This is a genomic window from Microbulbifer echini (assembly GCF_041447225.1).
In the GTDB taxonomy this organism is placed as follows: Bacteria; Pseudomonadota; Gammaproteobacteria; order Pseudomonadales; family Cellvibrionaceae; genus Microbulbifer; species Microbulbifer echini.
Genome location: NZ_JBGMEL010000008.1, coordinates 110,043 through 125,743, shown reverse-complemented (window position 1 = coordinate 125,743; position 15,701 = coordinate 110,043). Strand labels below are relative to the sequence as shown.

Here is a 15,701-nt window from a genome sequence, read left to right as displayed (position 1 = left end):
GCAATTTAAGCTAATTAAATGCTCTTCACGTCTTGAGTTCGAGTGGGAGCATTTTGGTGTTCTATTCAGCTTCTTGATCCCTCCCGAATTGATCAATTTTGCATCAATTATTTTCCGCTATTGAATGGGCTCTCCAAAAGTAAATTAAAAAGCTAGTCAAATCAGAAACTTAGATTACACTTTAATAGTCCCTGGAAAGTATTTTATGAGCTGGGGGGGCTCTCAGTCTTATAAGAGGATTATATGTCTACGGATCTAATTGACGCACAAATCGCACCAACAGGGCAGTTTGATATCCTGTCCAAGTATGAAATTAATAAACTCAGCCATGAAAGCCGCGGCTCTCAATACCAAACCTTTCGCAACTGTTCGCTGGCGGTGCTGAATAGCGGCGGTTATATGGACGATGGAAAAGAGCTTTTAGAAACCTATTCCAACTTTGATATCTCGGTTGTTCCAACCGAGCGCAGTGTCAAGTTGCAACTCAAAAGTGCCCCGGTCAGCGCGTTTGTGGACGGTAAAATTATTGGTGGTATTGCAGAACATTTATTCGCAGTACTTCGTGACATTATTTATGTGAACAGTGAAATCACAGGTAGTCAACTACATGACTTAACCTCTTCTCAGGGGATTACTGATGCTGTCTTTCATATTTTACGCAATGCCGGCACTTTCGATCGGGTACGCGCACCTAGGTTGGTGGTGTGTTGGGGAGGGCATTCCATTTCGTCAGAGGAATACGATTACACCAAACAAGTAGGTTACGAGCTGGCGCTGCGATATCTAGATATTTGTACCGGATGTGGCCCTGGAGCGATGAAAGGCCCAATGAAAGGGGCTACAATCGGTCATGCCAAGCAGCGTGACAGGCACGGCCAGTACCTTGGGGTTTCTGAGCCGGGAATCATTGCCGCAGAAGCGCCGAATGCAATTGTCAACCAGCTTGTCATCATGCCGGATATAGAAAAAAGGCTAGAGGCTTTTGTGCGCACAGGCCATGGGATTATTGTTTTTCCGGGCGGAGCTGGCACCGCCGAGGAGATAATCTACCTATTGGGTATACTCTTGCATGAGGATAACAAGGATCAACCTTTTCCCGTTATTTTTACTGGGCCGGCTAGCGCTGCAGATTATTTTGTACGTATTGATGAGTTTATTGCTTCCACTTTAGGGGAGGAGGCGAGGTCAAGGTATCAAATCATTATTGATAATCCTGAGGAGGTCGCCAGGCAAATGGCGGTAGGTATTCGAGAGGTTAAGTCTCATCGTAAGGAGACAGGTGATGCCTATTATTTCAATTGGAAGTTGAAGGTGGCACAAGAGTTTCAGCAGCCATTTATGCCGAGCCATGAAAATATGCTGAATCTTGAATTGCATAAAAATCAAAAGCCCTACCAACTGGCGGCTAACCTAAGGCGGGCATTTTCCGGAATTGTATCTGGCAATGTAAAAGATGAAGGAATCCGTTTGGTGGAGAAAAATGGACCGTATGAATTGCGTGGTGATCCAGGCATAATAAACAGTATCGATATTATGTTAGAGTCTTTTGTCAAGCAGCAGAGAATGAAGCTTCCAGGCAAGGAGTATATCCCTTGTTATCGAGTGGTTTCTGAATAATGGTATGGAGTACCAAGTATAAATGGCTGTGCTAATCATGTATTTGTTTTCCTGATTTATTGACCTGTGCTCTCATAGAAAGGGTTTTTAGGCTGTGGGGGAAGGTAGAGGTCAAGCACCCTGGCTACTGTTGTTGTGATAGTGGCCGCTTTGCTGCTTGTGGTACCAAGTACATTGTACTTTCTTGCTGGATTTGCCATATCAATTTTTGGTTTTTCTATATAAATGAGGGCGTGGCACCCTTGTTCTTAATTGTTGTCGCGTTTCTGTTATTCTCTGGATTCGGGTTGTACTGCCTTTGGTGGCTGTCGGTATTTGTATGTCTTTACTCTATACCCGCCAATTTTTCATGCCAGGACTCGGTCTGCCCATAGATTTTATTGATATAGCGAATGCTATTCAGGATTTTCTTATATTGGGGTCAATTTAAATTCCTGGAGATAAGAAACCCTTATTATATAAATAAGTGTGAAGGACGTTTTATGTCGGCTGAAGGGAAGTCTGAGGATTTAAGATATTTTCCATTATTGGATTCCGTGAGAAAGCGACCGGCAATGTACTTTGGTGGTATTGGTTCCCTTGCAATCAATAATGCAATTTATGAGCTGATCGCCAACGCGATCGATCAATACCTAATGGGGCATGCAACAAAAATTAAGGTGGTGATTGATGGATCGATCATAAAGGTATCGGATGATGGGCGAGGATTTCCCTTTGATGTAAATGCTCCCATTGAAGAATGCTCGAATTTGGTAGAGTTTTACTGTCTGTATCGGCACAATTTACCCACTGCTGACCACCACGCTCCGCATATACACATTCTTGCTGGGGGGCTTGGTTTGGCGGTAGTCAATGCGGCTTCTGAGTATATTAAGGTAAAAAGCTCAGACGGTCATAGGGTTTACCGGCAATCATTTGGTGGGGGCCAAGTTCGGTCAGCGTGTGAAGCTGAATCTGTGGTGTCGGATAAAGGAACTGAGCTGGAATTAGTTGTCGACAGAGAGCTGTTTCAAACCTCACTACCAGATATGCCAGCGTTGCGAAAAACGCTTTTTGAGCTTGTACATTTTTATCCTGGGCTGACTATTGAATTTCAGGAGGAGCGCTTCTTAACCGAACGCGGTTTACTGGATTTAGCCTTTGTAAGATATTCACCCTCTTCAGCAGGTTACTCCCTGGGAGTGCCGCGTCAGTTTTATTATGAGGGTGCTGATAGCGGGGTTCAAATACAGGTAGCTGCATTGGGGTGTTTTGACTCCACCGAGTATAAATCCTGGGTGAATGGCATCGAGACCGTGGAGGGTGGCGTTCATATCGATGGGTTAGAAACAGCTTTTATAAAAGCGGGCTGGAGACCAAAGCTGGCCTTAATCCATGTGATTATGCATGATCCCCAATACGCAGGCCCCTGTAAAGATGCCTTGTGTGCCCCTAAGGTGGCAAATGTAGTAGAAAAGCTCGTAGGGGAATCTTTAGCTCAATTATTAACAGATTCTCATTGAATTGATTCAGAATAGAGATTGGGCGAACTGTTTAAAGCTGGATGGGAATGTGGATGAAAGATCATAATTTTTACAATACGCTTTGTACTGGAAAATTCCCTGAGCTTATTGGTATTAAACTTGTCAAAGTAGCTGCAGGTGAAGTACAGGCCAAAATGATTGTTACAGAATCTCACTTGGCGCCCAATGGTTATTTGCATGCGGGTAGTATGGTGTCTTTAGCCGATACAGCTTGTGGGGTCGGGTGCATGGCAAATTTACCAGAAAGAGCCACAGGTTTTACAACTATTGAGCTTAAATCCAACCACCTTGGAACAGTACGCGATGGCATTGTTCTGTGTAATGCAGAGTCAGTCCATTTGGGGCGTACCACTCAGGTCTGGGATGCTTCCGTGTTTTGTCATGCGACCGGCAAGAAACTGGCTTTATTTCGCTGTACCCAACTGGTCCTCTATTCTTGATTGTATGCAGATATATGGAGGCTTCTCAATGATTCACCGTGTGAATTTTTTTTGGGCACTCTGACTAGATCAACCCTGATTCCTATTTCTGTTGATTCGAAGTGGAGGCCATGCCTTCACATCAGTGTCACCAGATGAGGTGTTTGATCAGAGGCTGATTCTTGAAGTATGTAGAAGCTTAACGGTCAGTTTGAAGTTGTTCGATGTAGGTATCTAGGAGGCGGATGGGTATGATCAATATAGGGGTAAATAGACTTTTCACACTAATTTTTGGCTGGTCATTAATTTGGGTTTTCTTTGCGTGGGGCTCGGGGTTGCTAATTTTGCCCGGGCGCAGGGCAAATTGCTCGGTTACTTGGGCTTCGGTTGTTGGTACTTGCTGATGCTGGTTCATTTTTATGCAGTTTATGCTGTGTGGATGGATCTATTCCCGGCCTCTTGGTGGGTATCTTTTTTACTTCTTTCGCATTTTGTTTTTGGGTGTATTTTTGGCCGAAACCTTAGTGCTCGTTAAGTGTTGGGTGAAAGCTTGGTGTGAGAGGCTTGCTTGAAGGGCAATTATTTCTGGATTGGGGTGTGGAGCTATTTTCATTCATGGATACATCATTGGTAGGCTAAATAGTAGGTGAAGTGCCTACTATTTAGCCCGTATATTTGCCAGCCGTAACTCTAACGAATGGCCGCGGCTTTAATCTCAGAGAGAAAGAAGTCTTTGGGGGCAAATTCTTCTAGGCTGCTAACAATATAGTCTGCGCTACCCAGCGCACTTTTACAGCCTACGCCGATAGCGGTCATTCCCTCGGCTGCTTTGATCGCAGCTATACCGGCACAAGCATCTTCAAAGGCCACACAGAGGTCTGGTTCAACTTGTAAGCCATGGGCCGCAGCGAGAAAAATATCTGCAGAGGGTTTGGGGGCTGATTGCTCAGGATCTGCAATAAATGAAAAATAATTAGAGATTCCCAAAGCGTGCAAAACGGCCGGTGCATTTTTACTCGCAGAGGCCAGGGCAATAGGGATTTCACTTTTGTTTAGCCAATCCATAAGCTCCCTGGCTCCTGGCAGGAGGTCTCTTGGGGAAAGGCTGCGGATCAGCGCCTGATAGCGTTTATTCTTGCGTGAGGCGAGCGAGTGTTTTTCCTTTTTACTGAATTTACGGCCTTGCTCTCCCAAGATGACTTCCAGTGAGGCCATGCGCTCCAGCCCTTTTAGTCTTTCTTCGGTATCCTCTGGCCAGGGAAGTTTGAGCTCTTCGGCCAGCTGCTGCCAGGCCGCCAAATGCAGCCGCGCGGTATCGGCGATAACACCGTCCAGATCAAATATTGCCGCACGATAGATCACTGTGATACCTCCGCTACCTGTGTTATTTCAAATGTAAGCGTTTTACCCGGCGCCTGTAGTGCTATGGGTTTATTGCCGTGCAGCAGGCTGATGGCTTTACCCTCTACCAGGGTGTAGCTGGCGCTATCGCGTTTGACATCCAGCGCCAGGGTGCGGCCTCGAAAGCGCAGGCGGAATTGATAACCATCCATGCCACGCGGAACATGGGGGCTAAAATGCATGGTGTCGTCCTGTAGGCGCATACCGGCAAAGCCCTGCACCATGCACATCCAGGTACCGCCCATACAGGCGGTGTGAATACCGTGCTGGGTATTGTTGTGATGGTTGTCCAGGTCCATGCGCGCCACCTGCTGGAAATAGCCGAGTGCTTTTTCGCGGTATCCCACCTCACTGGCAATGATGCTGTGAATACAGGCGGACAGAGTGGAGTCGTGGGTGGTAAGTGGTTCGTAGAAATTGAAGTCGCGGCGTTTTTGTTCGACGCTAAACGCCGAGCTTTGCAGTAGTAGACCTAGGACTACGTCTGCCTGCTTGCAAACCTGGTGGCGGTAGATTACCAGCGGGTGGTAGTGCAGTAGCAGGGGGTAGTGGTCTTTAGGCGTATCTTCAAAATCCCATACGGGCTTATTGAGGAAGCCATCATCCTGCGGGTGTATTCCCAGGGATTGGTCATAGGGTAGGTACATGGCCGCTGCGGCTTTTGCCCAATTTTGGGGTTCTTCGGGGCTCAGTTGGATGCGTTGGGCCAGACCCTGACACGCGGCAGGGTCAAAAGACTGCAACCATTGGTACACTTCTGCAGCGTACTCCAGATGAGCGCGGGCCATGAGATTGGTATAGAAATTGTTGTCTACCAGCGCAGTGTATTCATCTGGGCCGGTGACTTCATTGATGCAGAACTGATTGTTTCGGCGCGAGTTGTAATGACCGATCTCCATCCACAGGCGCGCGCCCTCAATGACCACCTCCGCACCTTTATCCCGCAAAAAGTCGCTATCGCCGGTTACTTGACTGTAGTGGCGTACCGCATAGGCGATATCCGCATTGATGTGGAATTGTGCGGTACCTGCCGGGTAATAAGCGGAGCATTCCTCACCACCGATCGTGCGCCAAGGGAATAGGGCCCCTTTCTTAATAGCCAATTCACGGGCGCGTGCGCGGGCTGAATCTAGAATCGAGTGTCGATACTCCAGTAGGCCACGCGCCAAATCTGGTTGAGTATAGAGAAAAAACGGCAATATATAGATTTCAGTGTCCCAGAAATAATGGCCGTCATAGCCGTCACCTGAGAGCCCTTTAGCGGCGATATTGGTGCGACCATCTCGCCCCAGGGACTGGAATAAATGAAAAAGGTTGAAGCGAATACCCTGCTGTAGGCGATGGTTGCCGCTCACTTGAATGTCGGATTCCCGCCAAAACCGATCCATCTGTTCACGCTGTAAACGCGCGTGATCCGCAAAACATTTTCCGGCACAGCGCTCCAGGTAATGGCGTAACGCCTTGGTCTCAATAGGGTCGGCGTGTTGCTCCGCAAAATAGGCTACGTACTTGGTCAGGCGGATGAGCTGGTTGCGCCGGGCTTTAATGCGGTACTCGGCCGCTACGCAGTCTTCACTGCGAAGGTTACTGAGCTCAACATCGCTGCTGTCTTCTATATGGTGTAAAGCGGCACAGCGAATCGAAAAGCCGCTGCTTTTAACCTGCAGAGGCAGCGCTAGGTAGGCGCCATCAGCGCTGTTGTCACGCCACTGAATGTCCTGCTGGTCGATCGGCGAGGCCAGGCGAGGGTCGTCACTGCGCTCTGCCTGTGCGAAGCCCCCGTCTATCCAGGATTGCAGGCGTATCTCGCCATCAAAATCGACGGGGGTGATCTCCAGATTGAGGACAAGAAGGTGCTTTTCTGTCTGGGAGACCAGGCGTTGCATTTTGAATGCGATCGTTTTACCGCGCGGTGAGCGCCAGGTGAGTGTGCGCTCAAGTGTAGCGCTGGCCATATCCAGGTGGCGTTGATACTCAAGCAGTTCGCCCTCGGCCAGATTAAAGCGCTCACCATCAATCCAGATATGGATTGCTTTGGCGTCTGGCACCGTAAGCATGCGCTGGTTATTGCGGGCATAGCCGTAGGCGGCTTCTCCATAGCGGATGGGTTCGCTGGCATAGACTCCGTTCAGGTAACAACCGTCGGAGAAAGGTTCGGGATCAAATCCCTCCTCGAAGGCGCCACGCAAGCCTATAAAGCCATTGCCCAGGGAGAATAGGGTGGCGTTGAGGCGATATTCCTCTGCCTGAAACCCATGTTCCAGCAGGTGCCAAGGGTGACTTGCTTGGTTATTTTGTTGTTCTTTCTTCATACCATTTACACAGAAACCGACAGTAATTGATGCCCGCGGGTTGATTAACACCTGGTCAGGCTGAGTGAGTCTATCGCCAATCACCGCACAATTGCAATCGATTGCATCTTTGCGGTGATTGACCTGTTTTGGGGTAATATAAGGGATTAATTTTTATCAGAAATTTATCTAACTAATTGATTTAAAAGGGATATGAGCCTGGTTTGAAATTCTGAGACTGTGTTTTGTGACCAGCTTGCCTGGGATGTTTCTATTTTATTGGAACGATACATTGCAAACGATTGCATTATCGTTTTAGCCTGGGTAATACTGAAGATTCTTGGCGCCGCCGGCATCCCCATCCGGCGATGCCCTCAATTGACCAAAAAATGTACAATAACAGGCTGGTACGGCCGTGTGCCTGAGCCATAGACCGATAAAGAATTTGTTATGAACAATCAACGCATACTGCTTTCCCTATTCGCTACCTATTTCGTGTTCGCTATTCTGTTGAACAGTGTGGGCACAGTGATTTTACAGGTCATCAATACCTACGGTGTCAGCAAGTCGGCGGCCAGCGTGCTAGAGGGGTTTAAGGATATTCCCATTGGTATCGTGTCTTTTTTGGTGGCTTCACAGCTGCCACGCTTCGGCTTCAAGAGGGCCATGCTAACCGGGCTCGCTATTGTCGCCGTGGCCTGCATCACCATGCCTCTTGTGCCGGGTTTCTGGACGGCGAAACTGTTGTTTCTCTCGGTAGGGGTGGCGTTTGCCCTGGTGAAAGTTGCAGTTTATTCCACTGTGGGGCTGCTCACACAGGGGGCGAAAGAGCATGCGAGCATGGTGAACACCCTCGAAGGGGTATTTATGGTGGGGGTTCTTGGTGGCTATTGGCTTTTTAGTGCCTTTATCGACTCCGCCAATCCCGACTCTACGGCCTGGCTAAGTGTCTATTGGGTATTGGCCGCCATTTGCGTATTTGCGTTTGTTTTATTGTGGCTCACTGAAATGGATGAGGCCGGAAATCGGGAGGAGGGTGCGAGTCCGCGCGAAGATTTCTTTGCCATGATTAAACTGATGGCCAAGCCGTTGGTGTATATCTATGTGATTTCTGTGTTTATCTATGTACTGATCGAACAGGGCATCGGTAGCTGGCTGCCCACATTCAATAATGAAATTCTGAAATTACCAGCGGCGATGAGTGTACAGGCGGCGAGTATTTTTGCGGCCGGGCTCGCACTTGGGCGCCTTGGAGCGGGCGTAATAATGCGGCGCTTGCACTGGTATCCCGTGCTAAATGCCTGCCTGCTGGCGATGGCATTGCTCGTGGTACTGACCTTGCCACTGTCGAGCGGTGTGCAGGCCGATCCGGATATCAGCTGGTTCAATGCCCCCATTGTGGCCTTTATCCTGCCGTTGATTGGTCTGTTTATGGCCCCCATTTATCCGGCTATTAACTCAGTGATGTTGAGCTCACTGCCGACCCATCAGCACTCGGCAATGACAGGGCTTCTGGTGATTTTTTCCGCTTTGGGAGGTACTACGGGTTCTCTGATTACGGGCTCAGTCTTCGAGGCCTTTGACGGGCAAGTGGCATTTTATCTGTCGCTATTTCCCATAACAGTAATTTTGATCAGCCTTTTCTTCTTCCGTCGCGCAGTAGAACGTGGAGAGGAGCAAGCCCCCGAAGTCGTTACCAAGCTCACTGTTTAAGCCGGCAGCCCTGATTTTACAAACCTTTGTAGCACGCCTAAGATGGCGTATTTCCCGCGAACAAGGTGAAGTACGTCATGCCTAAGGATTCCTCCTCTCCCATCTCCATGTCCGATATCGCACGGCTGGCGGGAGTCTCTGAATCCACCGTTTCCCGCGCGCTGAATAACAACCCGCTGATCAATGAAAAGACGCGGGAACGTATCCAGCAAATCGCGCGCAGTATGAATTACAAAATCAATGAGAGTGCGCGCAACTTACGCCTGAAGCGCAGCCATACCATTTCGGTGGTGATCAACACGGGCTGCTCGGGTGGCCAGACTTTTTCAGACCCCTTTATGTTGGACATGATCGGTGCTATTGCCGACCGCCTCGCGGAACACCGCTATGATCTCCTGTTTTCCAATCGCATAGCCACAAGTGATGACTGGCATGCCTACTTGATGGGGTCGCGCCGTGCCGATGGCGTAATCGTGATTGGCCAGGGCGTGGATGACAGCCCCCTGCGCGAGCTTCAGCGCCAGGGGGACCCCCTGGTGGTCTGGGGGGGGGCGCCAAAGCTGGATTCCAATTACTGTATCGTGAGCAGTGATAATCAAATGGGAGGTTCCCAGGCCACAGCGCATTTACTCGAACTGGGCCGCCGCAAGGTTATCTTTTTAGGTGATACCGCGCATCCCGAGATCAATGGGCGCTATGAAGGTTATTGTTCTGCGCTCAACATGAAGGGGCTTGGTAATAGTGCGCGTCAGATAGAGGTGGCTTTCTCTAGTGAAAGTGGCTATCAGTCCATTACAGATTTATTGGCGCAGGAAGGGCTGACCTTTGATGCGGTGTTTGCGGCAAGCGATAGCATTGCTATGGGGGCGATCAAGGCCCTTCAGGCTCATGGCTACACCGTGCCAGAGGATGTCGCCGTGATTGGATTTGACGATATTCCCATCGCGCCTTTCTATACTCCCCCATTAACCACCATTCGGCAAAATATTCAGCGGGCGGGAGAGTTGATGGTGGAAAAAATGATGCAGTTGATCGGTGATCAAACTGCGGAGCCTGAAGTGCTGTCTACAGAACTTGTTGTGCGAGCTTCTTGCGGCGCCAATCCTGCGTATCAACCAATTCAGGAATATCTCCAGGAATAAGCCCCCGGGCAGCTCCCATTGTGGAGTTGCCTTCCCTTCTCCCCAGTTTTAGGGGCTCTTGGCTCGAATTGGACTCCCGCTTTTATGGCTACAGCTTGAAGGGGCGGGGCCATTTTTCCGCGTAACAGCGATATCTGTCGCCAATGTAGGGTAGCTACACCACGCTCCTTCAGGCTTGTACGACAAAAAAAGGCCTCTGGCAGAGGCAATTCAACGAGTGTCAGCAGGCCCTAGGCACATCAATCTACTACCTAGCTCGCTGCCCTATGAGCTATTGGGCCAAACTGTCAGGGCAATTTTTTTAAAGCCCGATGACGGAGAGTATTTGGTAGAACCAAATGGCAGATAACAGTTTTCCCTTAAACAGAGATCGGTTTCTGGCGCTGACTGCCCTGAGCTTCGCTGTGTTTTTGGTGGCAAACGACCTTACAGTTTTTCCTGCTGCCATTCCTACCATTGAGCTGGAATTCAACTCCACTATCACAAGAGTCCAGTGGATTATCAACGGATACATACTGGTTTTTGGCGTTTTGATTATCATGGGCGGGCGCCTGGCGGATATCTATGGACGTCGACGTATTTTTTTCATTGGCGCGGTAATTTTTGCCTTCTTTTCTTTGCTTGCTGCACTGGCCATTGATCTGTGGATGCTGTTAGTGGCCCGGGCTTTGATGGGAGTCGGTGGGGCTCTGATGTGGCCGGCGATACTGGGAATGGTTTATGGCCTGATACCAAAAGAGCAGTCCGGACTTGCCGGTGGTCTGATTTTAGGTGTCTGTGGAGTCTCGGATGCCATTGGTCCGATACTTGGGGGATTCTTAACCGAGTATGCAAGTTGGCGATGGATATTCCTGCTCGATGTCGTGGTCGCCGCTCTCGTGTGTTTCGCGTGCTGGGGAGCCGTCGCTGATGATCGGCCTGAGAATATTAGCGAGCATATTGATTACTTAGGGGTGACAACACTGGCCATATCTCTATTTAGCTTGTTAGTGGCCTTAGATCTTGCTGTCGAGATTGGCTTTAAAAGCCCCCTAGTCGTTATCTTGTTTATTGTGACTCTGCTTTTTTTAGGCGGATTTCTTATGGTTGAGCGGAACGTTGGCAGTGATGCATTAATTCCCGAAGATGTTGCGAAAAATAGATGGCTCATTGCCGCGTGCATAGTGACCCTGCTGCTCTCTGTAGTCTACTTTTCCATGCTTTTATATATTCCTGTATTTCTTTATAAGGTACGTGGATATTCTCCGACATTTGCCGGTATAGGGTTAATGCCAATGATGATTACCTATGGTCTGGTTTCCTACATTTCTGGCAGGCTCTATGAGAAGCTGGGAGCCAAGGTGATTATTGCTGCAGGTTCGCTTTGTATCTGTGTAGGAATGTTTATGCTGTCTCATATCAATGAAAATACGAGTTTCCAGGAATTGATACCGGGGCTGTTAGTGGTTGGAGCTGGAATTGGGTTTGCCTTCTCCACAGTGACCACCGCTGCAATTACAAATGTAGCTTCAGCTAGATCGAGTCTGGCTGGCGGTATTATCTATATGTTCCAGATTGCCGGTGGCGCACTGGGTCTTGGAATGAATACCACAGTAATAGCGATGTCTCCGGACCTTTCAGTCGGGATAGATCGCGCATTTACGATTAATGCCTACCTGGCTTTGATTGCATTGGTGATATCTGTTTTTTTCGATGACAGGAAGGTATCTAATGCTCAATCTTAGGTCTACATCATTTAGTGAATAGATTGTTGGCCGTGGGTTTTTATGCAATCAATAGATTTTTTTTCAGTATGGTTATATTAAACGGCGGCACTAATATAAACTGAGGCTGGCCAACACTATAGTTATGAGAATGATCATTTTTCCTTTTGGCAAGTGGTGGGGAGAGAAGGATAGATTGGCCTATGAGTATAAGTATGCTGGCAAATTATTCCCTCGAAACGCTAGGGGCTAAGTTTTGCATTGATAATAGCTGGCCCCTTATGGTTAGCGCTTTGGATTCTATGCCAGACAAAAAATATTATAACACCATGGATTATGGTGCTGCAGACGGTGGCACTTCTCTGGAGCTATGGCGGCGAGTATTTCAAAAACTGGGACATAAAGATATATATCATATAGCTAATGATTTGCCAGCTAGTGATTTAATGATGTTGTCTAAAAATTTAAATCGATTGAGTTCAGAATTTGAAAGCCTGGTGGTATTTATGCAGCCAGGAAGTTTTTATAAGCACGTAGCCCCGCGTGCGTCCCTTAATCTTGGGCTGGCTGCCACCACGATGCACTGGCTATCCAGGATGCCAGGAAAGCTTACGGAGCATATACAGGCAAACAAGGTTGATGGCATACAGCGTAAAGCCTTCAGGAAGCAATCGCTCAATGATTTTAATCGTTTGCTTGACCTAAGAGCCTGGGAGTTTGAGGTGGGCGGCCAATTTATTCTAGTGGACCTGGCACAGGATGAGGCTGGTCATTTACTTGGGAATAATGATAAAGATCGAGACATGTTTGATACCTTGTTTGATATTTGGACAGAGCTTTATAAAGCTGGGGAAATATCAAAAGGGGTATTTGATAACGCAGCTTTTCAAAACTACTACCGTACAGAGGAGGATGTTTGGCAGGTATTGAATATGCCACATCACAGGGAATCCTGGACCGTGCAAGAAATGTCAACAAAGATAACCTCATGTCCATATCGTAGTAAATTTGATTTGGATGGTAATGCCTCTGAGTTTTCTGAGGGTCTCATGAAAACCATACGGAGTTGGAGTGAGCAGACATTCCGAACATCAATCATTGAACATGGTGAAAATCTTGCTGCGATTAATAGACTATTTGAAGAGTTACAAAAGCGTATTTTAGGCGACCCTTATAAATACAGTATGGATTACGTGCACCACTATATTCGTTTGATACGCCGCTAACGTGATAGGGCTAACATGAGTATAGATTTATTGTCGATTGATATGTCTTGTGGAACAATCCACTTTGCTTGCACTAAAAAAAGTTCACTTCCAGCCAATGGTGGCTTGAGAGTATTAACGTACCAAAAAGATACATATGCTGCAGAGGAAGCTTGTCAATTAGCCGAGCAAATGCAGATTAAGCATAAAACTTACCATACGGGATTTCGCGGCGGAAAAATTGTTGCAAATGTCAGCAGCTTATCTCAAGCGGCTTTTGATGAAGTGATTACTACGGCGGCAGTAGAACTTAATAAGAGAAAAGGGGATTTTTTTACTGGCGCAGACCTCAATTTTGGTGATGTTCAAGTTATGCAGCTTGAAGAAAAAACGCAGTATGTTTTAGCGGCATTGGGTTCAAAGGTGCATTATGCGGAAGCAACTGCATCCGGTGTTATAGGTGCTATTGCTGCTGGAAAGTCTGCGCTTAATATTCAAAGTGCAAAAGTTTTAGTACATGGTGCAGGTGCCGTTGGGAGTAGAGTAGTTAAGAGATTGATTAAGATGGGGGAGGGAGTATCTGTATTTGATGTTGTGGTGGAAAAGGCAGATATTCCAGGCGCTGTCAATACCAGAAGTAAAGAAAATTGGATGTCCGAGGATTGGGATATCGTTGTTTTTGCGTCGGTTTCGCGAGTGATTGATGTGGTTTTAGCAAGAAAACTGAAGGCGAAGGTATTAGTTTGTGCAGCTAACTTGCCTTTTACATCAAAGGCGCAACACATAATGGAAGCAAAAGGTACCATAGTATTTGATGAGGGAATTTCCAGCGCTGGTGCCGTGATTGCGGACTCTATCGAATTTTACAACCCAATAGTTTGGAAATCTGTGAATCCACAGCAGGTATATAATTTTATATTTTGCCGAATTTCGGAAGCCTGCTTTAAAAGGCTGGCTGCCCGATATCCACACCTAAGTTATTTGGGAAGACAATTCACAATCTACGATTAAAATTTTACTATGGAAAAATATTATGACGTGATTGTCGTTGGTGGCGGTATGGCTGGGCTTAGTTCAGCTTATGCTTTACGTAATTCAGTGGATTCAATTCTGGTTTGTGATCAATATGGGGTTGGTAATACCTTTGGTAGTAGCTCCGGTCGTACAAGAATGTTCAGAGAGATGTATTCGAGCGCTTACTATAGCCAAGCTGCAAAATTTTCTAATGTGCTTTGGAAATCTCAAGAGCGATTGTGTGGGAAAAGGCTTAGAGTACCCCATGGCTTATTATTTTATGGTGAAGACTGGGGTGAGGAAACGATAGAAGGGAGTATCTGTGCAGCAAAAGAAGTTATGCAGAAGCATTTGATACCTTTTGAATCGCTAACAGCAAAGGAAATTAGTGCGCGTTGGCCATTACGCACCGAGCCCAGATGGCAGGGTTTATTTGAGCCCGCTGCAGGGGCCGTCTTAGCCAGTGAAGCCTTAAAATTTTGGTCAGATGAGATTGTACGTTGTGGTCATGAAATACGTACAGAGACTAAAGTTATTTCAGTTTGTGATGGTGCTGATGTTAAAGTTACTTTTGAAAATGGTCTTAAGGCTCTCTCCAAGCGCTGCATCTTAGCAGCAGGCCCGTGGTCAAAATATTTCCTTAAGGCATTGGGATATAAGGTCCACTTGCAAGTATGGCAAATGTTATGGGCGTATTATTCGGTTGAAACCAATCAGCTTGAGCGTTATCCCCAGTGGTTTTGTTTTCAAGAAAAATTGAAGGGTGATCCAGATCAAGGGCTTTATTACGGGTTTCCCTATATGGGTGACAGGAAGAGTGACCGAGGGCTAATAAAAATTGGGATAGATTGGGCGCCAGAAAAATTAAAGATGTCGGATTATTATCCATCTAAAAATATAAAGATCCCCAGGAAGCTACTGCAAACTCTCGATAATTTTGTATTTGCATATATAGAAGGAGTAAAGGCCCGTGTAGAGACACATTTGTGTCCATATACGATGAGCCCAGATGCCGGATTTGTGTTGGATCGCTTGAGTAATAATATCTGTATTTTTAGTCATGATTCTGGACAGGCCTTTAAATTTGCACCTGTGATTGGTGAGAATCTAAAACGACTGGTGTTGGATGAGCCCACTCTATTTGATGTGTCGCCCTGGTCTGTGAGTAGGTCCTCTCTGTCGCTTTAAGAGGCTGTAAAACTGGTACTAAGTATTACATTTAGAATACACTTTTAGACTTCATTATCTCTTTTGATGATATGATTTTTAGCGCATTCTAATGGTCGTAAATCTTTACAGAGATTGAATCTCTTAATACAAAGATAGAAGTTAAAAGATTAGTAATTTGGGCCTTTTATATTCAGCAATAGCTACGGCGGTATTTGTCGAAGCCGATACCTCTAGCACTAGTCTGACTCGTAGGGCTCGATCTGTTTTTAAAGTTTCCGGAAGTTCAATTTTATTCGATATAAATACCACCATTATGGCAATAACATCGGATATTTTTGGGGTTGATTCCGCACTCATGGAGCATGTCTGGCTAGCATTTACGTCAGTACGGGTCTAATTTCTGATTGAGAGTGGAAAGCGATTCGATGCAGGCGTTGAGGAAGAAAAGGCTTCTTATGAAAATATTAGCACAATTTTCAGCTTGGATATCGTCAGGTATTACG

General features: G+C 46.9%; 11 protein-coding genes. 9 read left to right on the top strand and 2 right to left on the bottom strand.

Going from position 1 to position 15,701, the window contains the following annotated elements:
• Positions 1-243 precede the first annotated feature (243 nt).
• The 3 genes from ppnN (at position 244) to ACCI51_RS09840 (ending at position 3,580) form a co-directional block, all read left to right on the top strand.
• On the top strand, positions 244-1,617 hold the full coding sequence (ppnN, locus tag ACCI51_RS09850; protein WP_371843441.1) for a nucleotide 5'-monophosphate nucleosidase PpnN: 1,374 nt from the start codon (positions 244-246) through the stop codon (positions 1,615-1,617).
• A 482-nt stretch (positions 1,618-2,099) separates the two neighbouring features.
• The gene (locus ACCI51_RS09845) at positions 2,100-3,119 is read left to right on the top strand and encodes an ATP-binding protein (RefSeq protein WP_371843440.1); all 1,020 of its coding nucleotides are present in this window, start codon (positions 2,100-2,102) and stop codon (positions 3,117-3,119) included.
• Positions 3,120-3,172: 53 nt separating this feature from the next.
• Complete coding sequence (locus ACCI51_RS09840) at positions 3,173-3,580, top strand: PaaI family thioesterase (protein WP_299588210.1); 408 nt, start codon at positions 3,173-3,175, stop codon at positions 3,578-3,580.
• Between the two features lie 669 nt (positions 3,581-4,249).
• Here ACCI51_RS09840 and pgmB read toward each other — a convergent pair.
• Positions 4,250-4,921, bottom strand: coding sequence for a beta-phosphoglucomutase (gene pgmB / locus ACCI51_RS09835; RefSeq protein ID WP_371843439.1), 672 nt, complete (start codon positions 4,919-4,921; stop codon positions 4,250-4,252).
• Positions 4,918-7,272: a glycoside hydrolase family 65 protein gene (locus ACCI51_RS09830; protein WP_371843438.1), complete on the bottom strand. Its 2,355-nt coding sequence runs from the start codon at positions 7,270-7,272 to the stop codon at positions 4,918-4,920. Before ACCI51_RS09830 ends, pgmB begins: the two co-directional genes overlap by 4 nt.
• 429 nt (positions 7,273-7,701) lie before the next feature.
• Here ACCI51_RS09830 and ACCI51_RS09825 point away from each other — a divergent pair, with 429 nt between their 5' ends.
• From ACCI51_RS09825 to ACCI51_RS09800, 6 genes are all read left to right on the top strand, one after another.
• On the top strand, positions 7,702-8,964 hold the full coding sequence (locus tag ACCI51_RS09825; protein WP_371843437.1) for an MFS transporter: 1,263 nt from the start codon (positions 7,702-7,704) through the stop codon (positions 8,962-8,964).
• A 77-nt stretch (positions 8,965-9,041) separates the two neighbouring features.
• Complete coding sequence (locus ACCI51_RS09820) at positions 9,042-10,106, top strand: LacI family DNA-binding transcriptional regulator (RefSeq protein ID WP_299588202.1); 1,065 nt, start codon at positions 9,042-9,044, stop codon at positions 10,104-10,106.
• A 338-nt stretch (positions 10,107-10,444) separates the two neighbouring features.
• Complete coding sequence (locus ACCI51_RS09815) at positions 10,445-11,830, top strand: MFS transporter (protein WP_299588199.1); 1,386 nt, start codon at positions 10,445-10,447, stop codon at positions 11,828-11,830.
• Between the two features lie 182 nt (positions 11,831-12,012).
• Complete coding sequence (locus ACCI51_RS09810) at positions 12,013-13,035, top strand: class I SAM-dependent methyltransferase (protein ID WP_371843436.1); 1,023 nt, start codon at positions 12,013-12,015, stop codon at positions 13,033-13,035.
• A gap of 15 nt (positions 13,036-13,050) precedes the next feature.
• Positions 13,051-14,025 carry a Rossmann-fold NAD(P)-binding domain-containing protein gene (locus ACCI51_RS09805; RefSeq protein WP_371843435.1) on the top strand — a complete coding sequence of 325 codons (975 nt, stop codon included), beginning with the start codon at positions 13,051-13,053 and terminating at the stop codon, positions 14,023-14,025.
• Between the two features lie 9 nt (positions 14,026-14,034).
• Positions 14,035-15,216, top strand: coding sequence for an FAD-dependent oxidoreductase (locus ACCI51_RS09800; protein WP_371843434.1), 1,182 nt, complete (start codon positions 14,035-14,037; stop codon positions 15,214-15,216).
• The last annotated feature ends 485 nt before the right edge of the window (positions 15,217-15,701 follow it).